Genomic DNA, 20,802 nt, shown 5'->3' with positions numbered 1-20,802 from the left:
TATTTTGGCAGGTAGAGAGGAGAAATCGGCAGGTAAGATGATTTTTCTGAAAGAAGGTACTTTAAAAACTGTCTGCGTCCGAGGATTAATCCTTCGTTACGAACATTTATAACCATTTAATTACCAGATCCAGTCTTGCGACTGGCTTTTTCAGTTATGCTGACAGAGCGTTGGAACTTGTAGGCAGGTGAAGTATGAGTTTAAGCAGGTAAACTAGCTAATTAGGCAGATAAACAAATTATTTTGGCAGGTAGAGAGGAGAAATCGGCAGGTAAGATGATTTTTCTGAAAGAAGGTACTTTAAAAACTGTCTGCGTCCGAGGATTAATCCTTCATTATGAACATTTATATCCATTTAATTACCAGAGCTAGTCTTGCGAATGGCTTTTATAGCAGGGCTGTTTGCTGGTCGTGCTTATTTTTTATTTTAGGAGGGAGTTTGTGAGGAAACTTGAATGATTTGGGGAATCGTTTAATATGATGGTAGGGAAGGGTGTACAAGGGGTTATGGTATTTTAATAGGTTGGATTGAAAAAGTGAGCATCTTAGTGAATTTTTTATGACAATTCTCACTGACATTCGCGAAGTTTTGTTGTTAAAATGTCGATATAAGGAAAAACAACGGCTCTTGCGAGCCTGTTGCTAGGCACGTCATCTTCCGCTCCGCTGCAGATTACGTGCATGAAGTTCAAGGTTTTACAATTCGCTTTTGCGTCATCTCTGAAGTGATTTCAGGAAGCCCTTTCTGCGAGATCACGCAACGCTCAGGGGGTGGGGCCTTTGTGTCGAAAAACCAGGTTACTGACAAAATTGGAAATTCTATCGCCATGTGCTAACGCACCGCTAACGCACCGCTAACGCACCGCTAACGCACCGCTAACGCACCGCTGCGCTACCGCATCGCGGCAGCTTGCAAAACTTCCCCTTTCAAGGCGTTTTTGCGAGCGAGCTCTCAAACGCTTGCAAGGGGAAGTTTTGCGGCGATAGAATTTCCAATTTTAATAAGTTGGTCTTATCGACACAAGTTTGTAACAATGCTATAATGTTATCGGTTACAAGTTTAATTTTTAAGAAAATTTACAGCATTGGAGGGGATGGACATGGAACTTTTGAATTTATATCAGAATAATTATCTGATAGTTTTCGTGTTCTTATGTCTTGGGGTGCTGCTACCAGTGGTGGCGTTATATTTAGGTAAACTTTTGCGTCCTCATAAGCCGAGTGTCGAAAAGTATACTACATATGAGAGCGGTATTGATCCATTTCACGATTCCCGTGTACAGTTCAATGTCCGCTATTATATTTTTGCCCTGATGTTTGTTATTTTTGATGTAGAGACTGTATTTTTATATCCATGGGCGGTTGCCTACGATAAGCTGGGAGTTTTTGCGTTAATTGAAATGTTGATTTTTGTCATTATGCTATTAATTGGCTTAATCTATGCCTGGAAGAAGAAGGTGCTACAATGGATTTAAAACTAGATGACCTTTCGCCATTAGAAATGAAAGAATTAGAAAGAAATGTATTTTTGGCAACGCTGGAGCAAATTAAAGCTTGGGCACGAAGCAGTTCGTTGTACCCGATGACATTTGGTCTGGCTTGTTGTGCGATTGAGATGATGGGTGTGGGTGGTGCGAATTATGACCTTGACCGGTTTGGATCGTTTTTCCGTACATCTCCAAGACAATCGGATTGTATGATTGTATCGGGAACCGTTACGAAAAAAATGGCGCCAATTATCCGTCGATTGTATGATCAAATGCCGGAGCCGAAGTGGGTTATTGCGATGGGCTCTTGTGCGACTGCAGGCGGACCGTATGTAAAGTCGTATTCGGTGGTAAAGGGCGTTGACCAAATTGTCCCTGTTGATGTTTATATTCCTGGATGCCCGCCAAACCCGGCCGCATTAATTTATGGAATTAATAAATTAAAGGAAAAGATTCGCTATGAGGCGAAGACTGGGAAGAAGGTGATCTAACCGATGAGCGGGGAAAAGGATCTCAATCAATTAAAAAGAGAAGCAGTTGAGAAGGCGAAGGCGGAAGCATTAGCGAAGCGTCAGGCGAAAGCTGCGGGGGAAGTCTCGGGTGCACCAATGCAGGAGGACATACCTTCTGAGCAAGCGCTTAGTCAGGACGCAAAGCCAGCTGAATCAGCTGAACCAGCTCAACCAACTCAACCAGTGGAAACGCCTGCAGAAGCTGAAAATGGCGCAGACCTTGCAAAGAAAAAGGCAGCGGCGGCAGCGAAGGCAAAGGCGGCTGCACTGGCTAAGAAGAAGCGAGAAGGTATCGAAGACGAAGCACCAGCTGAGCCCGCGCAACCTGCTGAGACACCAGCAGTTGAGGCCAGCGATGACGGCGACGACCTTGCCAAAAAGAAAGCGGCAGCGGTAGCAAAAGCCAAAGCAGCAGCAGCGGCAAAGCGTAAAGCGATGGAGCTAGCTGGAAATACAGCACCGGCTGAAGAAACGCCAACACCAGTAGCTTCTGAAACCAGCGATGATGGCGATGACCTTGCGAAGAAAAAGGCAGCGGCAGTAGCGAAGGCGAAAGCAGCAGCAGCGGCAAAACGTAAAGCTATGGAATTAGCGGGTGATGCAGCACCTGCTGAAGAAATGGAAACAGCTGGAGTAACGGATGACGCGAAGGCCAAAGCGGCAGCGGCGGCAAAAGCCAAAGCAGCAGCAGCAGCGAAAGCAAAGGCGGCAGCAGCGGCCAAGGCAAAGGCAACAGGAACCGGTGACGCAGACACTGCGGCCATGGGCGATGATGAAAAAGCGAAAGCCAAAGCAGCGGCAGTAGCCAAAGCAAAGGCGGCGGCTGCAGCCAAGGCGAAAGCAGCAGGCGCAGCAAAAGGTGGCGACGTATCGCCAGCCGATACGGCCGACAAACCATCACCGAATCAGCCTTTCTTAGACAAGTACAGAAAGGTCATTGAGGAAAACCTAGGTCCTGATGTTTTAGAAGATTCTTATATTAATAAATTATCTAAAGATGTTCCGACGCTTGTTGCTAAGAAAGATACATATTTCAAGGTAGCTCAATTCTTAAAATTTAATGAGCTCCTAGGGTTCGATTATCTATCTGAGCTGCATGGAACGGATTTTGTCACACATATGGAAGTATATGTTCACTTATTCTCATACAAAAATCGCCAATCAGTGGCATTGAAAGTAAAGATTGACCGCGATGAACCAACAATCGAGTCCTTGCAGCCAATTTGGGCAGGAGCCAACTGGCCTGAATGCGAAGCTTATGATTTACTAGGAATCAAGTTTACCGGACATCCGAACTTACATCGGATTTTGCTAGGAGAAGATTGGGTTGGCCATCCACTGCGTAAAGATTATGAACCGTATGATGTGGAGGTGTAGCCAATGATCAGAACAGAAGAAATGCTGCTAAACGTCGGACCTCAGCATCCAAGTACGCACGGAGTATTCCGGCTTGTAGTTAAAATTGATGGGGAAATCATTACCGAAGCCACCCCTGTCATCGGTTATTTACACCGCGGAACGGAAAAATTGGCAGAGGACCTGCAATATACACAAATTATCCCTTATACCGACCGGATGGACTATTTGTCCGCGATGACAAACAACTATGTCATCTGTCATGCCGTCGAAACAATGATGGGAATTCAAGTGCCAGAGCGTGCTGACTTCCTACGTGTTATCGCGATGGAATTGGGCAGGGTCGCAAGTCACCTGGTTGCGTGGGGCACCTATATTCTTGACCTTGGTGCGACGAGCCCATTCATTTATGCGTTCCGTGATCGTGAAATGATTATCAATATGCTTAACGAATTATCAGGTGCTCGCTTGACCTTCAACTATATGCGTGTCGGCGGAGTGAAGTGGGATGCTCCGGAAGGCTGGGTCGACAGTGTAAAGGAATTTATCCCTTATATGCGTGAACAGCTCAAGGGCTATCATGAACTCGTAACAGGTAATGAAATCTTTTTAGACCGGGTAAAAGGGGTTGGCGTTTATACAAAGGAAGATGCCATCAACTATTCACTCAGTGGTCCAAACCTTCGCAGTACCGGTGTGAAATGGGATCTCCGCAAAGATGAGCCATATTCGATTTATGATCGCTTTGATTTTAATGTCGTGACACGTGACGAAGGAGATTGTTTGGCCCGTTACCATGTGCGCCTAGAGGAAATTGAAGAATCATTGAAAATCCTTGAGCAGGCATGTGAACAATTCCCTGCAGAAGGCGAAATTATGGCGAAAGTGCCAAAAATTATCAAAGCACCAAAAGGGGAAGCCTTTGTAAGAATTGAAGCGCCACGCGGAGAAATTGGCTGCTATATTGCTAGTGACGGTAAAAAAGAGCCGTACCGTTTGAAGTTTAGAAGACCTTCATTCTATAATCTGCAAATTCTTCCAAAATTATTAATAGGTGAAAATATTGCAAACTTGGTTGCAATTTTAGGGGCAGTTGATATTGTCCTTGGGGAGGTGGACGGATAATGGTAGAAGAATTACTCCATTCTAGTCCAGGCTTAGCGAACTTTGGAATCTTCTTTTTATTGGCAGCGGTTTTACTATTAATCGTCTTAGGATTCGTAACCTATGGAATTTTAGCAGAACGTAAGGTTATGGGATACATGCAGCTGCGCCATGGCCCAAACCGAGTCGGTGGAAAATGGGGACTATTACAAACTGTCGCCGATGTTCTCAAGCTATTACTAAAAGAAGATATTATCCCAAAAGCAGCAGACAAACCATTATTTATAATAGCACCGGTCATGGCCTTTGCACCGTCATTCATGGTGCTGGCGACCATCCCGTTTACCGACAAATTTCAATTTGCTGATATCGGAGTAGGACTGCTCTATTATATTGCAGTATCCGGAATGACTGTGTTTGGAATGGTTCTCGGCGGCTGGGCGTCTAACAATAAATATGCGCTCCTAGGGGGCATGCGTGCTGGTGCACAAATGATCTCCTATGAAATACCGCTCGTTATGTCCGTACTAGGAGTCATCCTATTAACCGGAAGCTTAAACCTAAATGATATCGTCGCACAACAGGATGACACAGCTTGGTTTATTCTTTTACAGCCGGTGGCGTTTGTCGTGTTCTTCATCGCATCGATTGCCGAATTAAACCGGACACCTTTTGACCTGCCGGAAGCTGAAAACGAATTAGTTGCGGGATACCATGTTGAATATTCAGGTTTCCGCTGGGCATTTTTCATGCTCGCTGAATATGTGTACTTATTTGCGATGTCCGCATTGATTACCGTCATCTTTCTTGGAGGCTGGCTGCCGCCGTTTGATTTCCTTGGCTTCATTCCAGGCGCAGTTTGGTTCTCAGTTAAATTCAGTGCTGTCGTCTTTGTTTATATCTGGCTTCGCAGTACGATGCCGCGATTCCGCGTCGACAGACTCATGGAGTTCGGCTGGAAAGTCCTTTTCCCAGTCGCCTTGGCCAATATATTCTTAACAGCATTAATCAAAACATTATTTTTCTAGGTCATTTTTTGAAAAAGGAACCTTTTGGGGCGTTCGCGAAAAGTAGAGTCCTTAAAGGGATTTACCATACGGAGTCGAAAGAGTAATTTTTAAAATGAAAAAGGGGTGAAAAACGTGCTTGGATTTACAAAAGGCTTGAAATATACCCTAAAACAGCTAACGAAAGAAAAGGTAACCTATAAATATCCAGATGAGCCGCTGCCGTTGCCGGACCGCTTCCGCGGGATTCAAAAGTTCTATCCGGAAAAGTGCATTGTGTGCAATCAATGCATGAATATTTGCCCGACAGATTGTATTGATTTAACGGGTAAAAAACATCCGGATCCAACGAAGAAGGGGAAAATCATAGATACCTATGATATCAACTTCGAGATTTGTATCCTTTGTGATTTGTGTACGGAGGTTTGTCCAACGGAAGCGATTGTCATGACCAATAACTTTGAGCTGGCGTCATACAGCCGTGATATGTTATTTAAAAACCTTGAATGGTTAGATGAGAACGACGAAAACGTACGGCAGGTGAATAAACCATGACAATATCAGGCGAGTTTATCGCATTTATGGGCCTCGCCCTTGTCGCTATCATTGGCGGCGTCCTGTTATTGAACCTTACCAAAGTCGTGCATATGGTCGTAGCCCTTATCTTCACATTCGTGGCCATTGCCGGTATTTACGTAGTGCTGTCAGCAGAATTTGTTGCGGCAGTACAAGTGTTGATCTATTCCGGGGCGATTACCATTATTATGATGTTTGGGATAATGTTAACGAAGCACGATGATGAAGGGGAGACCACCACAGGCAAGTGGAGGAAGGTTTTCATTTTCCTTGGTGTAGTTGGCTTTGCAGTTGCCGTTTACATCGGCATTTACGATTTCAACGTCGTGCAGGTTCCAACTGACCTACATGTAGACAATACAATGAAAATTGGGGAAGCCCTTTATTCTAAATGGGTGATTCCGTTTGAAGTAACGTCTGTTTTACTATTAGTAGCGCTTGTCGGATCGATTATGCTGGCAAAGAAAGACCAAGACCAGAAGGAGGGGGATAAGAAATGAGTTCAGTTCCCGCTTCAGCCTTCCTGGCACTCGCACTGATTTTATTCTGTATCGGATTGTACGGGGCCCTGACAAAAAGAAACACCGTCATCGTCCTCATCTCAATCGAACTCATGCTGAATGCCGTCAATATTAACCTAGTAGCCTTCAGTAAATACGGAGTGGCACCATCCATTACCGGTCAAGTCTTCGCGTTGTTCACGATAAGCGTAGCCGCTGCAGAAGCAGCCGTCGGTCTAGCGATACTAATCGCCCTATACCGCAACCGCAAAACCGTCAACATCGACGAAATGAACACAATGAAAAACTAAGGCGGTGCTGTCATCGCTTAAAAGACACTGTCCGTCCCAGGTGGACACTGTCCACGGTCGGTGACAGGCACCATTTTTAAAAAAGGGGATTGTGATGATGATGGAAAATGCATGGATCATACCGCTTTTCCCGCTATTATCGTTTTTGATTCTTCTTCTATTTGGTAAGCGACTGAGGGATGCGAGTGCGTACGTGGGTATTCTTCTTACGTTGGCCTCGCTTGTGTATTCGTTGTTGGTGTTGTTCGAGCGTTTCTCGGAACCAACGTTTAAAACTTCAACGGAGTGGCTCAGGATAGGAGATATTTCTTTAACAGCGGGCTTTGAAGTGAATCAATTGAATGCATTAATGCTTGTGATTGTCTCGCTCGTCAGCTTCCTGGTACATACATATTCAAAGGGATATATGCACGGGGATGAGCGGTTTCCAGTATTCTATGCCTATTTAGGATTATTTACGTTTGCGATGCTTGGGCTTGTCATCTCGCCAAACCTGCTGCAAACTTATATTTTCTGGGAGCTCGTCGGAGTCGGTTCCTTCCTCTTAATCGGATTCTATTTCAACAAAGAAGAAGCGAAGGCTGCGGCGAAAAAAGCGTTCATAATGACCCGTATTGGGGACGTTGGTCTCTTCATCGGGATGATTTTATTATTTTGGCAAACCAAAAGCTTTGAATACAGTGAAATTTTTCGTGCCGTAGAGGCTGGCGCTGTATCGACTACAATGATTACCTTAACAGCAATCTTAATCTTTATTGGAGCTGTTGGTAAATCAGGTCAGTTCCCGCTCCACACTTGGCTGCCGGACGCAATGGAAGGTCCGACACCTGTTTCTGCATTAATCCACGCGGCGACAATGGTTGCTGCCGGGGTTTACCTAGTTGCTTCGTTATTCCCGCTGTTCGCAGCGAGTGAAACGGCGCTGTTAACGATTGCCATCATCGGGGCGTTCACAGCGATTTTTGCAGCGAGTATCGGTCTCGTACAAACAGATATTAAACGTGTATTAGCATACTCAACGGTATCGCAACTTGGCTACATGATGCTCGCTTTAGGGTCTGCAGGCTATGTAGCTGGTGTATTCCACCTAATGACACATGCTTTCTTCAAAGCGTTGCTGTTCTTAGCAGCCGGAAGCGTCATTCATGCGGTACACACACAGAATATCGAAGAAATGGGCGGACTTTGGAAAAAGCTAAAGCTTACCGCACCACTATTCTTAATCGGAACACTCGCCATCAGCGGTGTACCATTGTTTTCAGGGTTCTTCAGTAAAGACGAAATTTTAATCGCAGCCTGGGAAGGCGGACATCCAATCCTCTTCTTACTAGCGCTGGCAGCGGCGTTCATGACCGCATTTTATATGTTCCGTTTATTCTTCATGGTGTTTACAGGAGAAGCACGGAGCCCAATGAAAAATGTACACGAATCACCATCGACGATGACATATCCAATGATTCTTCTTGGCGTATTAGCCATCATTGCTGGTTACGTTCAGACACCATTCAATCACAACCTGGGTGCATGGCTTGTTGACGGAAACGAAGCACTTGGACATAGCCATATCGAAGGTCCAATTTGGATTATGATTGCCGCAACGGTGGTATCCTTAGCGGGAATCTACCTTGCGTACTTGATTTACTACAAGCGTTCGGTCGCACGCAACTGGCTTTCTGGCTCGGGCGATACGCTGCATAGTATTCTTACCAACAAATATTACATTGACGAATTCTATCAAATGACAGTAGTGGCAATCACAAAAGGTATCAGCTACTTCCTACGCTTCATTGATGTCTTCCTTGTCGAAGGAATCATGAAAAGCGTGTCAGGGATTGTTCAAGGACTTGGGGCAGCTGGGTCAAAGCTGCAATCAGGTCAAATTCAAACCTATGCAGCTGTTGCTTTTGTTGGTCTGGCACTACTAGCGGTCATCTTTGCGTTAACAGGGGGGTACTTATAAATGGATCTTTCTTTCGTTCTATCACTATTAGTATTCTCCCCATTACTCGGAATTATCGTTTTAGCGTTCCTACCTAAAACACAGGAAAAATTACTTAAAATCGTTGGCTTCTTAGCAACGCTGCCGGCATTAGGAATCGCAGTCGGTCTTTACCTCCATTACCTAGTGGGCAAAGATTTGAGCGACTTCAACGTTGTAAAGGAATGGATTACCTTCGGCGGCCTGCAGGGAACCGAAGCTGGCTACTGGCAAGTAAATTACGAACTGGGTGTTAGCGGTCTAACCATGCTGTTAGTCGTACTGACAGCGGTTGTAGCAACACTTGCGGCGATAGCCTCCATTTATATTAAACACGAATGGAAAGGCTACTTCATGCTATTCCTAATGCTAGAAATCGGAATGCTCGGAGTATTTACCGCTGAAAACTTAGTTCTATTTTTCTTATTCTTTGAAATTACCTTAATTCCAACCTTCTTCTTAATTGGAAAATGGGGTTATTTTGAAAAAGAAAAAGCCGCTTACAGCTTCTTAATCTACAACGGTTTAGGCTCAGCTGTGCTGATCATCGTGATTATGATTCTGTTTGCGAAAACAGGCACGACCAATATTGAAATCTTAACGCAAATTATGAGCGACCCAAATATCCCGCTTTCGGGAGAGTTAAAACTTGGTCTATTAATAGCGCTTCTTATCGCTTTTGGCGTTAAATTGCCAATCTTCCCGTTACACAGCTGGATGCTGCGCGTTCACGTTCAAGCGCCGCCATCCATCGTGATGATTCACTCTGGTATTCTATTGAAAATCGGTGCGTACGGGTTAATTCGTTTTGGAATGGGCATTTTTCCGGAGCAGTTTGAAACGCTATCGGTATTGCTAGCCATCCTTGGAGTGGTAAACCTTCTCTACGGAGCGTTCCTAGCATTCATTCAAACAGACTTCAAAATGGTTTTGGCGTATTCATCGATTTCTCACATGGGAATCGTGTTAATCGGGTTAGCGGCAATGAATGAGGCAGGGGTTCAAGGTGCGATTTTCCAAGTGGTCTCACACGGGTTAATCTCGGCTCTATTGTTCTTCCTTGTCGGAGCCTTCTATGAGCGAACAGATACATCACTCATCGAAAACCTTGGCGGAATGGCAAAAGGAATGCCGATTGCTTCCGGCTTCTTGCTTGCAGGCGCACTTGCTTCACTCGGCTTGCCTGGCATGTCCGGCTTCGTCAGTGAATTTATGGCGTTCTTAGGATTATTTGAAGAAATGCCATGGATAGCCGCGGTCGGCTGCATTGGGATTATCATGACCGCCGTCTATTTATTACGTGCCGTCCTCGGCATTACGTACGGCCAAGCACACCGTGATTTTACAGGAGTCGTCGATATCAAAGGCGTCGAATGGATTCCGGTTGTCGTACTAATTGGCTTAATTGTTTTAATCGGAGTCGTACCAAGCGTTCTAAGCTCACCGCTTCAAGCCACACTTGAAACGATTATGCTAGGGTTAGGAGGGTGATGAAGGATGAGTCTTGAGGAATTAACATCATATAATTGGGGCATCATGACACCGGAGTTCATCATCGTTGGTGTAGCAGCGCTTCTCACAATATTAGATTTATTTATGCCGAAAAAACAAGACCGCCGCATCCTCGGCTGGGTGGCGATTGCCGCCGTCTTCGCAGCGATGGCTTCCCTTGCTGGACTAATTGGTGCAGCACCTGAATCGATTTTAGAGGATACCTTCCGTCTTGATTCTTTTGGAAAAGCATTCAAATTCCTGCTGCTTGCAGGGTCAGCGCTTGTATTATTTTTGGCTGTCTCCTATAAGGCTGATGAGGGGATGGAAGAGTACCGCGGTGAATTCTATTATTTATTCCTAACCGGATTACTCGGCGGAATGATCATGACTTCGAGCGGCGACTTAATCACGTTATTTATCGGTCTAGAGTTGTTATCTCTTTCTTCTTATGTTTTAGCGGGGATTCGCAAACACAATTTGCAATCGAACGAGTCGGCAATGAAATATGTCATCAACGGTTCGATTGCTACCGCGATTACATTGTTCGGAATGAGTTATGTATACGGCTTAACGGGAACAACGAATTTGATCGCCATTGCCGGTGCATTGCAGAGCTTAGCTGACGCGCAGCATGCATATTTACTCGGACTGTCATTCTTAATGATCTTCGTTGGGTTAGCCTTTAAACTTGCGGCTGCACCGTTCCATATGTGGGCACCAGATGTTTATCAAGGGGCACCAACACCGGTTACAGCGTTCTTGAGCGTTGTATCGAAAACAGCGGGCTTCGTGATTGTCGCAAGAATTTTAATCTCCGTCTTCGGGGTAGCGGCGACAGAAGGCCCGGGTTCTGTGCCAATTCTTTATAATATGCAAGACTACATCGCTGTCGTGGCTGGAGCGACGATGATCATCGGAAACGTGGTCGCGCTCAAACAAACCAATATTAAAAGAATGTTTGCTTACTCAAGTATCGCTCATGCAGGATATATTCTTGTGGCGTTTACAAGTTTGAGTTCGAACTTCTTTTACACCGTTTGGTTCTATTTATTAGCATACTTGTTCATGAACCTTGGCGCTTTGGCGGTTATTCAATTGGTTGAGGCAAAGACAGGGTCAACACGAATCGCTGATTTCGCAGGCTTGTATCGACGTTCACCGATTCTGGCAGTGACGATGGGGATTTTATTAATCGCGCTGGCAGGCTTCCCGGGAACGGCAGGCTTCATCGGGAAGTTGAACATCTTTATCGGTGCCTTTATGGTACAGGAACCGCATTATGTATTGGCGTCTGTCATGATTGCCACCACAGTCGTATCGTATTTTTACTATTTTGGTATCATGACGCAAATGTTCTTCCGTCCAGCACCGGACGACAGCAAGTTCTCGAAGATTCCAGTCGGAATCGTGGTTGTTTTAATCGTCACCGTCGCAGCATCCATACTGTTTGGAATCTTCCCAAACATCGCCGTCGACTTCGTGAACGAAAACTTCAACCAATTCACAGACTTTTTGCAATAGGGAGATATACAAAGCCGGCAACTTTGGGGGAAGAACCCGGCTGTGGTCAAATGCTAGGGGTGCAAAATATAGCGAAAGAAGAGGCATGGGGCCTCTTCTTAACAAAAGAGACGGTCCTTTAAAAGGACCGTTTCTTTTGTGTAGTTATTGAATTGGATCAGGGGTTTGTCTTTTTTCCTGCAGATCTTCCTTAGATTCCGTATTCTTCATTTCTTTGCCAAGCTTTTTCAGTTCGTCCCAATCCTGTGCCATCGAGCTATTGTTTGCTTCCGCTAATGAATTCATTTCATCCAAATCATTGGTCATTCTATTCTTGATCAGAACTAATATTTTTCCTTCTTTAACAGAGTTCCCATAGTATTCAGCTTCATGGTCTGGAATTCCGATTCCAATGAGTGCTCCCGTTAACCCGCCTAAACCTGCACCCGCTACTGCTCCAATTAGACTTGAGGCAATGGGGCCAGCGGCGATGATCGGGCCAGCTCCAGGGATGGCCAGAGCACCTACTCCTACTAGTAGACCTGTCAGACCACCGACTGTTCCACCTGCCAACGCACCCGTCGCCGCCGATTCTTCCGCTACCGTACCTGTTTCATCCGCAATATGATTCACATTTTTGAGATCTTTACCAACAACACAGATATCTTGCTTGTTGTATCCTTGTTTGACAAGATCTTCAATGGCTATAATCGCTTCCTGTTCTGTTTCATAAACACCTACTACATTCTTTTCATACTTGTCCATTTTCAATTCCTCCTCCTATAAATAAGTACTTCCTCTCGAATATTTTCATAGCTTGATAGATAGACTTTTCTTCATTCTTAATTATTCATCTATACATAATTGTCTTTAAGCAAAGAATCCGGAACCCAAAGTGAGTTATTGTAGGTATGTGCGGATAATTTAGCCAATATAAACTTTGTAGCTGCTATTATACTCATGCCCGTAAGCTCCCTTCGTCGTTTTTATCCTGCACTCTTTATATTCCCAAAAAAAAACATTTGAAACTTTTTTAATAGATTAATAAAAATTTCCCCACTGGACCAAGGTCATTTAATGCAAAAGAAGAGGCCCGGGGCCTCTTCTCTTTTCGTACTAAAATTTTTCTTTTAGCTTTCCAATGCCTTCTTGTAATTTTCCTTTCAGCTTATCCATTTTCCCTTCGTTTTCGGTAGAAGGCTGGTCGGATAATTTCCCCCATTGCTTTTTCGCTTCACCCTTCACTTGTTCAAAACTGCCTTTAACTTGATCTTTATTCATATTAGCTTCCTCCTTTTAAAAGATTAAGGGTTTTTTGAGTCGGTTTCGTCCTTTTTCTCTCCATCGTTGACACCATTATCCTGGTCGACGCCATCCCCTACACCATTCTCTTTTAATTCATCACTAAGCTTCTTTTCAGCTTCATTGACATTTTCTTTCACTTCATTATAAGTATCTTTGGCTTCCTTCACTGTCCCGGTATCTATCGCATCTTTTTTCTCACCGTCGCTCATCCCGTTATCCTGGTCAACGCCGTCGCCGCAGCCAGCTAATACGCCCAAGGAAAGTAATACAGCCAATCCACCTGTTAGTAATGTTTTTTTCCTCATTTTATTTCCTCCTTTGTTATTCGAACTTGTTGGTTGTATTCCCTATGATTTGGAAAGTGAAACCTTTTTTTCTATTAAAATAATTTCTACTTTTATGGGGTTTGAAAACATGTTGACAGGGTATTACAGTAGCAAATCGAGAAAAGGAGAGATGATACATGAACGTAGAAAATATGATGTCGGGTTGGTACATATACACGGACCAGATTCCCCACTTGCTTTTGGCACTTCTTGTTCTATTAATTGGCTGGCTGGTGGCGAAGGGAATTAGAAGAGCAGTCGAAGCTGCACTTGAACGGTCGACCTTGGATGATAAACTGTTTTCGGGTTTTAAAAATAGAAAATACTCAACGGAATCGATTATGGGGAAAATTGTCTATTATACGTTACTGGTGGTCGTGTGGATTATCTTTTTCAATATGCTGAACCTTAGCCTGATCGCGGCACCACTTGTAAAAATGATGTCAACGTTGACAGCTGCAATCCCCCATCTATTAAAAGCTGCACTGATTCTTTTGTTCGCCTGGGGAATTGCCTTCTTACTCCGTTATCTTTTTATAAAAGGGGCAGGGGTAATCCGTTTAGGAGAAAAGTTAGTTAAATGGAAAATGGCAAATAGCGCACTGGAGGCGGCAAATAGAATAAATGGTATAGGAAAGGTAATTTTCTACTTTGTCCTATTGTTATTTATTCCTGCAGTTCTAGGGGCTCTTGAATTGGAAGGAATCTCAGAGCCATTTGAAAACGCGCTAACAATGATTCTTGCTTTTATCCCTAAGTTGTTTGCTGCGGCATTAATTGTGTTAATCGGCTGGCTGATTGCCAAAATTGTCCGTGATATTTTAACCAATTTTCTAAAAAGTCTCGGAGCGGACAAGCTTGGTTCTCGGTTTGGATTTTTGAAAAATGGTGAAGAAGCCAGTCTCTCCAATCTGGCAGGAAATATCGTATTTATCTTAATCTTAATTCCAGTCATCATAACGGCTTTAGAAAAATTAGAATTAAAGGGAATCTCTGAGCCGGCAGTTGCCATGCTTCAAGATGTTCTTTCCATGATTCCTAACATCATCGTTGCGATCATCCTGATCTTAACGGGTATCTGGCTTGGAAAATGGGTGGAAAAATTGGTCTCACAAATGTTATGGCGCTTGCGATTTGACCATGTCTTTCATCAAATGGGCATCGGCGCATTAACTCCTGAACAGCCGAAGTACACCCTGTCGCAAATGGTGGGTATACTTGCCAAAATCATTGTCGTACTATTGTTTACGGTTGAAGCATTACAAATTGTTCAATTAAACTTCTTAGTTACATTAGCAACAGGGGTTATCGCCTATCTGCCAATGCTGTTAACGGCGGTAATCATTCTTGGACTTGGATTATTCGTAGGGCAGTTTATCGAACAGCTCCTTCAAAATATCGTAAAGCACAGTTATTCGCGAATGCTTGCGAGAATAGCAAAATATACAATCTTCACGATTACTGTGTTTATGGCATTAGACCAATTAGGTGTTGCCCATTCCATTGTTAATGCTGCTTTTATCCTTGTTTTAGGCGGATTGGCTCTCTCCTTTGGACTGGCGTTCGGCCTTGGCGGGACAGAGTTTGCTAGAAAATATTTAGGAAAGCTGGACAATAAATTGGAAAGTGAAAAATAAGCTTCGAACAATCCGAAATCCTCCGGTGATTTCGGATTGTTTTTTAAAAAAGGAGGTGCCTGTTCTAAATGCTGGTAGTTAATTTACTTACATTCGTCTTATTAATTGCCTTAACGGCATTCTTTGTGGCTGTAGAATTTGCGATTGTAAAAGTAAGGGGATCGAGGATTGATCAGCTTGTGGCTGAGGGGAGAAGGAATGCTGCAGCAGCGAAAAAGGTCGTATCCCATTTGGATGAATATCTGTCAGCCTGTCAACTGGGGATTACGGTTACCGCTTTAGGTCTGGGTTGGCTTGGAGAACCGACGGTAGAAAGACTCTTTCATCCTTTGCTTTCTGTACTCCCTTTTAATGCGGCAGTGACACATCTCTTATCCCTTGTCCTTGCATTTACTTTTGTTACCTTTATTCATGTTGTGGTTGGAGAATTAGCTCCTAAATCAGTTGCCATTCAAAAATCCGAAGAGCTTACTTTGCTATTCGCAAGGCCGATCATTTTGTTTTACAAATTGATGTATCCCTTTATTTGGAGTTTAAACCATTCTGCACGGAAGCTGGTTGGGCTCTTTGGATTAAAACCTGCATCTGAACATGAGTTGGCGCATTCGGAGGAAGAGCTGAGGATTCTATTGTCGGAAAGCTATAAAAGTGGGGAAATTAATCAAAATGAGTGGCGCTATGTGAACAATATATTTGAATTTGATGAGCGGATTGCCAAAGAAATCATGGTGCCGCGCACAGAGATGATTTGTATCCATGTTAATGATAGCGTGGAGGAGGTGGCTCAAAAACTCAAGGTTGAAAATTACACTCGCTATCCGGTCATCGACGGGGATAAAGACCATATCATGGGTGTGCTCAACATCAAAATGTTAGTAAATGCAAGGCTTACCGACCACCACCTGAACATCCGGAGGTTAACATCTCCAATCATTCGGGTCATGGAAACCATTCCAATCCATGACTTATTGGTACGGATGCAAACCAGCGGTATCCATATGGCCATCTTAATCGATGAATATGGCGGTACCTCTGGTTTAGTGACGGTGGAAGATTTGATTGAAGAGATAATTGGTGAGATCAAAGATGAATTCGACCGGGATGAAGTTTCAAAGATTCGCAGACTTAAGCGTAACGATTACATCATCGACGCCAAGGTTCCCATTCGCGAGGTAAACCAGCTTCTTCGGATTGACTTATCCGCTGAAGAAGTGGACACCATTGGCGGCTGGTTTCTTTCCAAAAAAGCGGATTTAGAAGTATCAGCAGGCGAAGCAGTGGAAGAAGAAGGCTGTATGTTCAAGGTCCATGAAGCTGATGGTTATCATATTAAGTATTTAGAAGTGAAAAAGATTAGTTGAAAATAGGTTAAGCCAGGCTAAGCAGCCTGGCTTTCTTGTAGTTAAGAAGGAACTTGCTCAAATTTCATCTGATAAATGCTTTTGTTTTTCCAGCCATTATTCACCTCTCCATAAAAAGAGTTGGGGTACGAATACCCCAACCGCTGCATCATTACTGGATTTTCTCATTGTAAAATTGAACGGAATACTGTGCTCCCTCACTCACCATTTCGTTATCGGCAAAATCCTTAGGATGCGGGTTGCCGCCTTTTTCAATCGGAAGCTGCTCTGCTTTTTCGTATACATTCGGCTTTACCTTTCGTTTCCAATCTCTTAACGCACTTTCTGCTTTAATACGGTTTGGTTTATTTGAAAGCCATACCGCTGCCGATGCCCCAATTCCTACCGCTACTAGCGAACTCATACCAAAGCCTCTTTTCATCGTTACAACCTCCTTAAGTTTTGTTATATAAATACCCGTTTCATTGCCCTATTAAACATTTTTTTACGTTTGTTTTACTCCTTTTAGGGTAATCAACCAATAGGAGAGGAGGGATAAGTTTGGAGAGAAATATCAATTTTGACAAATGGAAGTGGGTTCAAGTAAACAAGAATGAACTGAATGCGGTATGGGAGCAGGAGACAATCCCATCAGGTTGGTTAACGACTGTTCGAAAAAATAAAACCAATTGCATAAGAGTGCATGGGTGTATAAATGAGGAAAAAGTCGTGAATGGTTCACTTATTTATAAACAAAATGTTGATGAGGAAGAAGACCATCAACTTTTTCATTTCTATTTAACTGGTAATACGTTAATTACGATCGACTTGGAGTTTACCTCTTTTAATCAAATGTCCCCAGAGGTGATGTTACGGCAGCTAAATAAGACGGAGAATGCCGTGGATGGCTTTTTATTTCTACTAGGAGAACTGGTAAATGACATACTGGTTGAGATTGACCAGTTCGAAGAGTCCCTCCATAAGCTGATGTGGGGTGTGAAAAAGAGGAATGAAATGAGGATTTTGGAACTTGTCTTTCGCCAAAGGCATGAACTGTTGGTTTCTAAAAATCTTTTAATACCAATCCAAGAACTAAAAATGACGATAGAAGAAATAGATTTTCTCCAAGTCAATAACGGTGAAATTTTTATCAGGACATGTAAACGGATTGACAGGGCGCATGTGTTGCTGAGGGAGTATGAGCAGGAGTTAGACTCGATGATTCATTTAGAGGAGGTCATATCCTCGCATCGGGGAAATGAAATTATGAAGACCTTAACGGTTCTGATGATCATTTTTACCCCAATTATGGCCTTGGGGGCATTATGGGGAATGAATTTTAAGCATATGCCTGAACTCGAATGGAGGTATGGTTACCTGGTTTCTCTTATGTTGATAGTTTTTTCGACGGCTCTACTCTATGGATACATAAAAACAAAGGGCTGGACAGGAGATCTATTAAAAGGGAGAAAAAGAGGTTCATTTTTTAAATAAAGACGTTTTAAACTAGTCGGTTGGGGTATAACACTATCAAGGTTAGAAACTAGCTAACCTGATAATCCAATAGATTAGAAGGAGGGTGGTTGAAGTATGTGGTTGCGTTCGGTAAAACCAGCAGGAATGAAAAACAGCAATCTGAAAAAATAAAAGGAGGAAACAATCATGGCTAAAAATTATGTTGACGACAAGGATATGGAACGTAAGGATGAAAAGGAAATTATGGACAATTACGAAAAAGGACGAACTGGATATAACGATGGCGGCAGTCCTATGACGAATGACCATGAGCAGCAATTCCCTGGAGACGAGATTGTGGATGATTTACGAGAGCTTTCGCGTCAAGATGAGAACCCTGCCTATAAAAATGGTGAAAATGTCCAGAAAGAGCCGGATAAGCCAAGATATGGAGATTCGATTTCCGAGACTGCGGATAAAGAATTTCGAAAAGAGGAAGTGGAATCTCCTTCCGAATGGCAGAATAAAAAAAACTATCAAGATAACGGGCAGAGTCGGTAATAGCAACTGATCCTTTATCCACCATACCCTCCCCTTAATATAAACTAAATTGTTACAGATTAAGGCGTGAATTCATACAAGAATTCACGCCTTAACTTTTATCCGAAATTTAGGATGAAGGACAAAACTAATGGAGAGCGGGTAAGATTAGTCCTTCATACCGCCGATGAAGGACAAAACTAATGGAGAGCGGGTAAGATTAGTCCTTCATACCACCGATGAAGGACAAAACTCATGCAGAGTGGGTAAGATTAGTCCTTCATACCACCGATGAAGGACAAAACTCATGCAGAGTGGGTAAGATTAGTCCTTCATACCGCGATGGGTACACGCCTAAAATAAAAAAACTGCCTCAAAACGAGACAGCTGCATTTATTGACTCGGATCCGGAGTCTGTGTTGCTTCCTTTAACTCTTTATTGGTCTTAGCATCTCCATTTCCTTGCCGAGCTTCTTCATTTCTTCAAAGTTCTGGGCCATTGAGCCATTGAGCCATTGTTTGAAACAGGGAACTGATCTTTGAGTTTTTTATCCATTACCTATCACCCCTTTTACAAAGATATATACCCTTTTGGAAAAAAACGAAAACACTACTATTTTACTGGGAATTTGTTACTATTCGGAGTTCTTCCTTATTTTGGTATAATGCAAGAATAATATTTTTTAAAAAAATAGGTTTAGCTTTCTAGTATAGAGGGTATGTAAACAGTAAATATTTCAGAGGTGATGATGGGATGAAAATAAATATCGAAAAACATCAGAATGAGAAGGAAATATTCGTGTCGGTGACTGGAGAAATCGATGCTTATACAGCACCAAAACTTCGTGAGGAGCTATTGCCGCTTTCGGAAGGCAAAGATAAAACGATTACGGTCAATCTGAAGGATGTTTCCTACATGGATAGTACCGGATTAGGCGTATTTGTCGGATTGTTCAAGCAGCTGAACAAAAATGAGGGAGAACTGAGGTTAGTAGAGTTATCAGATCGATTAAAGCGACTTTTTGAACTGACAGGATTGAGTAAAATTATGAATATTTCAGAGGATGGGAGACGATGAAACACGTGATGGATTATGTTGAAATGAAGATTCCGGCGAAACCAGAATATGTTGGTGTGATCAGGCTAACGATTTCAGGAATTGCCAGCCGCATGGGTTATACATATGAGGAAATCGAGGATATAAAAATTGCTGTAAGTGAAGCGTGCACAAACGCGGTACAGCATGCCTATCCGGACGATGAAGGCGGAGAAGTAATTGTCGGTTTCGGTATTTACGAAGACAAGTTAGAAACGATGGTAGCTGACAGCGGCAAGAGCTTTAATTTTTTACAGACAAAAAATGAACTGGGCCCTTATACAGAAACAAGTACAGTCGATCAACTGACAGAAGGAGGATTAGGTCTATATCTGATCGAAACGCTCATGGATGAAGTCCGTGTTTCGAATCGTTCCGGAGTAACGGTCTTCATGGTGAAGTATCTAGGCGGGGAGCGTGAAAATCATGACAAAACCACCTCGGACCGGGAAACGATCTAAAGAAGAAATCCATGCATTAATCTTAGAGTACCAGGAGAATGAGAGCGCAGAGGCCCAAACCATCTTAGTGGAACATTACACAAACCTTGTCGGGAGTATTGCGAGAAAATATTCAAAAGGCAGAAATTTGCATGAAGATATCATGCAGGTCGGGATGATTGGATTATTATCGACCATCAGGAGGTTCGACCCCAGTACCGGAACACCATTTGAAGGCTATTTAATACCGATGGTGATTGGTGAAATTAAACGTTTTTTAAGGGATAAGACATGGGATGTTCATGTACCGAGACGGATTAAAGAAACGTGGCCAAAATTGAATAAAGCAGTGGACGAGCTGACCAACCGATATCAACGCTCACCTAAGATCCACGAGATTGCCGACTATTTAGAGATTTCTGAAGAGGAAGTACTGGAAACCATGGAATTAGGAAAAGGGTATCAAACCGCCTCTGTGGACAAGCCAATTGAAACCGGTTCCGACGGAGGGGAGGTTACGGCGCTTGATGTACTCGGATCGGAAGATAAAGGTTTTGAAAAGGTCGACCAGCGGCTGCTGCTCGAGAGCGCTCTTCATGTGTTAAACGAAAGGGAGAGGCAAATTATTCAGTGGGCGTTTATCCAAAATAAAAGTCAACGCGAAGTGGGAGAGGCCTTGGGCATCTCACAAATGCATGTGTCCCGTATCCAAAAAAAGGCGATTGAGAAATTGCGTAAGGTACTTGCCCGTCATTCCTATCAGGACAGTTAAACTAGTCGGTGGCTGTCACCCATAAAGGGGTCAGTCTCATCTTTTGCAAAAGGGGGAAACCCAAAT

At 43.4% G+C, this 20,802-nt stretch carries 23 protein-coding genes; 19 read left to right on the top strand and 4 right to left on the bottom strand.

Annotated elements, in window-relative coordinates; all coding sequences use genetic code 11:
- Positions 1 to 1,100: 1,100 nt before the first annotated feature.
- The 11 genes from J2Y03_RS23435 to nuoN all read left to right on the top strand — a co-directional run bounded on the left by J2Y03_RS23435 (position 1,101) and on the right by nuoN (position 11,846).
- Positions 1,101 to 1,475 (top strand): NADH-quinone oxidoreductase subunit A, encoded by a 375-nt coding sequence (locus J2Y03_RS23435; RefSeq protein ID WP_132087809.1) that lies wholly within the window; start codon positions 1,101 to 1,103, stop codon positions 1,473 to 1,475.
- On the top strand, positions 1,466 to 1,978 hold the full coding sequence (locus J2Y03_RS23430; RefSeq protein WP_132087812.1) for a NuoB/complex I 20 kDa subunit family protein: 513 nt from the start codon (positions 1,466 to 1,468) through the stop codon (positions 1,976 to 1,978). Before J2Y03_RS23435 ends, J2Y03_RS23430 begins: the two co-directional genes overlap by 10 nt.
- A 3-nt stretch (positions 1,979 to 1,981) precedes the next feature.
- The gene (locus J2Y03_RS23425; protein WP_310198995.1) at positions 1,982 to 3,376 is read left to right on the top strand and encodes an NADH-quinone oxidoreductase subunit C; all 1,395 of its coding nucleotides are present in this window, start codon (positions 1,982 to 1,984) and stop codon (positions 3,374 to 3,376) included.
- A gap of 3 nt (positions 3,377 to 3,379) precedes the next feature.
- Positions 3,380 to 4,480: an NADH-quinone oxidoreductase subunit D gene (locus J2Y03_RS23420; protein ID WP_310198994.1), complete on the top strand. Its 1,101-nt coding sequence runs from the start codon at positions 3,380 to 3,382 to the stop codon at positions 4,478 to 4,480.
- Positions 4,480 to 5,487 carry an NADH-quinone oxidoreductase subunit NuoH gene (gene nuoH, locus J2Y03_RS23415; RefSeq protein ID WP_310198992.1) on the top strand — a complete coding sequence of 336 codons (1,008 nt, stop codon included), beginning with the start codon at positions 4,480 to 4,482 and terminating at the stop codon, positions 5,485 to 5,487. The genes J2Y03_RS23420 and nuoH overlap by 1 nt, the downstream gene beginning before the upstream one ends.
- A 114-nt stretch (positions 5,488 to 5,601) precedes the next feature.
- Positions 5,602 to 6,021: an NADH-quinone oxidoreductase subunit NuoI gene (gene nuoI, locus J2Y03_RS23410; protein ID WP_132087824.1), complete on the top strand. Its 420-nt coding sequence runs from the start codon at positions 5,602 to 5,604 to the stop codon at positions 6,019 to 6,021.
- Complete coding sequence (locus J2Y03_RS23405; protein ID WP_132087827.1) at positions 6,018 to 6,542, top strand: NADH-quinone oxidoreductase subunit J; 525 nt, start codon at positions 6,018 to 6,020, stop codon at positions 6,540 to 6,542. The genes nuoI and J2Y03_RS23405 overlap by 4 nt, the downstream gene beginning before the upstream one ends.
- Positions 6,539 to 6,853, top strand: a complete 315-nt coding sequence (gene nuoK, locus J2Y03_RS23400) for an NADH-quinone oxidoreductase subunit NuoK (protein ID WP_132087830.1) — start codon at positions 6,539 to 6,541, stop codon at positions 6,851 to 6,853. The genes J2Y03_RS23405 and nuoK overlap by 4 nt, the downstream gene beginning before the upstream one ends.
- A 97-nt stretch (positions 6,854 to 6,950) precedes the next feature.
- On the top strand, positions 6,951 to 8,813 hold the full coding sequence (gene nuoL, locus J2Y03_RS23395; RefSeq protein ID WP_310198990.1) for an NADH-quinone oxidoreductase subunit L: 1,863 nt from the start codon (positions 6,951 to 6,953) through the stop codon (positions 8,811 to 8,813).
- Complete coding sequence (locus J2Y03_RS23390; RefSeq protein WP_310198988.1) at positions 8,814 to 10,322, top strand: complex I subunit 4 family protein; 1,509 nt, start codon at positions 8,814 to 8,816, stop codon at positions 10,320 to 10,322. It begins immediately after the preceding gene.
- 6 nt (positions 10,323 to 10,328) lie between these two features.
- Entirely contained in the window at positions 10,329 to 11,846 is a 1,518-nt protein-coding gene (gene nuoN, locus J2Y03_RS23385) for an NADH-quinone oxidoreductase subunit NuoN (protein WP_132087839.1), read from the top strand.
- A gap of 144 nt (positions 11,847 to 11,990) precedes the next feature.
- Here nuoN and J2Y03_RS23380 read toward each other — a convergent pair whose 3' ends face one another.
- The 3 genes from J2Y03_RS23380 to J2Y03_RS23370 all read right to left on the bottom strand — a co-directional run bounded on the left by J2Y03_RS23380 (position 11,991) and on the right by J2Y03_RS23370 (position 13,435).
- The gene (locus tag J2Y03_RS23380) at positions 11,991 to 12,590 is read right to left on the bottom strand and encodes a YflT domain-containing protein (RefSeq protein WP_310198986.1); all 600 of its coding nucleotides are present in this window, start codon (positions 12,588 to 12,590) and stop codon (positions 11,991 to 11,993) included.
- Positions 12,591 to 12,941: 351 nt separating this feature from the next.
- Entirely contained in the window at positions 12,942 to 13,106 is a 165-nt protein-coding gene (locus J2Y03_RS23375) for a CsbD family protein (protein ID WP_310198984.1), read from the bottom strand.
- A 23-nt stretch (positions 13,107 to 13,129) separates the two neighbouring features.
- Positions 13,130 to 13,435: a hypothetical protein gene (locus tag J2Y03_RS23370; RefSeq protein ID WP_310198981.1), complete on the bottom strand. Its 306-nt coding sequence runs from the start codon at positions 13,433 to 13,435 to the stop codon at positions 13,130 to 13,132.
- 158 nt (positions 13,436 to 13,593) lie between these two features.
- Between J2Y03_RS23370 and J2Y03_RS23365 the strand changes: the two genes are divergently transcribed.
- Both J2Y03_RS23365 and J2Y03_RS23360 read left to right on the top strand, forming a co-directional pair.
- On the top strand, positions 13,594 to 15,093 hold the full coding sequence (locus tag J2Y03_RS23365; protein ID WP_310198978.1) for a mechanosensitive ion channel: 1,500 nt from the start codon (positions 13,594 to 13,596) through the stop codon (positions 15,091 to 15,093).
- 68 nt (positions 15,094 to 15,161) lie between these two features.
- A complete protein-coding gene (locus tag J2Y03_RS23360; RefSeq protein ID WP_310198975.1) occupies positions 15,162 to 16,454 on the top strand; it encodes a hemolysin family protein in 1,293 nt (430 codons plus the stop codon).
- Between the two features lie 151 nt (positions 16,455 to 16,605).
- Here the strand turns inward: J2Y03_RS23360 and J2Y03_RS23355 are convergent, their stop codons facing one another.
- Positions 16,606 to 16,875: a hypothetical protein gene (locus J2Y03_RS23355; RefSeq protein ID WP_310198973.1), complete on the bottom strand. Its 270-nt coding sequence runs from the start codon at positions 16,873 to 16,875 to the stop codon at positions 16,606 to 16,608.
- A gap of 119 nt (positions 16,876 to 16,994) precedes the next feature.
- On the opposite strand from J2Y03_RS23355, the gene J2Y03_RS23350 reads away from it, so the two are divergent.
- From J2Y03_RS23350 to sigB, 6 genes are all read left to right on the top strand, one after another.
- A complete protein-coding gene (locus J2Y03_RS23350) occupies positions 16,995 to 17,927 on the top strand; it encodes a magnesium transporter CorA family protein (RefSeq protein WP_310198972.1) in 933 nt (310 codons plus the stop codon).
- A gap of 168 nt (positions 17,928 to 18,095) precedes the next feature.
- Positions 18,096 to 18,449, top strand: coding sequence for a hypothetical protein (locus J2Y03_RS23345; RefSeq protein ID WP_310198968.1), 354 nt, complete (start codon positions 18,096 to 18,098; stop codon positions 18,447 to 18,449).
- Positions 18,450 to 18,667: 218 nt separating this feature from the next.
- Entirely contained in the window at positions 18,668 to 18,877 is a 210-nt protein-coding gene (locus tag J2Y03_RS23340; RefSeq protein WP_310198965.1) for a hypothetical protein, read from the top strand.
- Positions 18,878 to 19,182: 305 nt separating this feature from the next.
- A complete protein-coding gene (locus J2Y03_RS23335) occupies positions 19,183 to 19,506 on the top strand; it encodes an anti-sigma factor antagonist (RefSeq protein ID WP_310198962.1) in 324 nt (107 codons plus the stop codon).
- Positions 19,503 to 19,985, top strand: coding sequence for an anti-sigma B factor RsbW (rsbW, locus tag J2Y03_RS23330; RefSeq protein WP_132087869.1), 483 nt, complete (start codon positions 19,503 to 19,505; stop codon positions 19,983 to 19,985). The genes J2Y03_RS23335 and rsbW overlap by 4 nt, the downstream gene beginning before the upstream one ends.
- Positions 19,951 to 20,736: an RNA polymerase sigma factor SigB gene (gene sigB, locus J2Y03_RS23325; protein WP_310198959.1), complete on the top strand. Its 786-nt coding sequence runs from the start codon at positions 19,951 to 19,953 to the stop codon at positions 20,734 to 20,736. The genes rsbW and sigB overlap by 35 nt, the downstream gene beginning before the upstream one ends.
- Positions 20,737 to 20,802 lie beyond the last annotated feature (66 nt).

The organism is Neobacillus niacini (genome assembly GCF_031457145.1).
GTDB classification, from domain to species: Bacteria; Bacillota; Bacilli; order Bacillales; family Cytobacillaceae; genus Neobacillus; species Neobacillus niacini_J.
The sequence above is the reverse complement of the archived record's forward strand: the minus strand, read 5'-3'. Positions and strand labels throughout refer to the sequence as shown.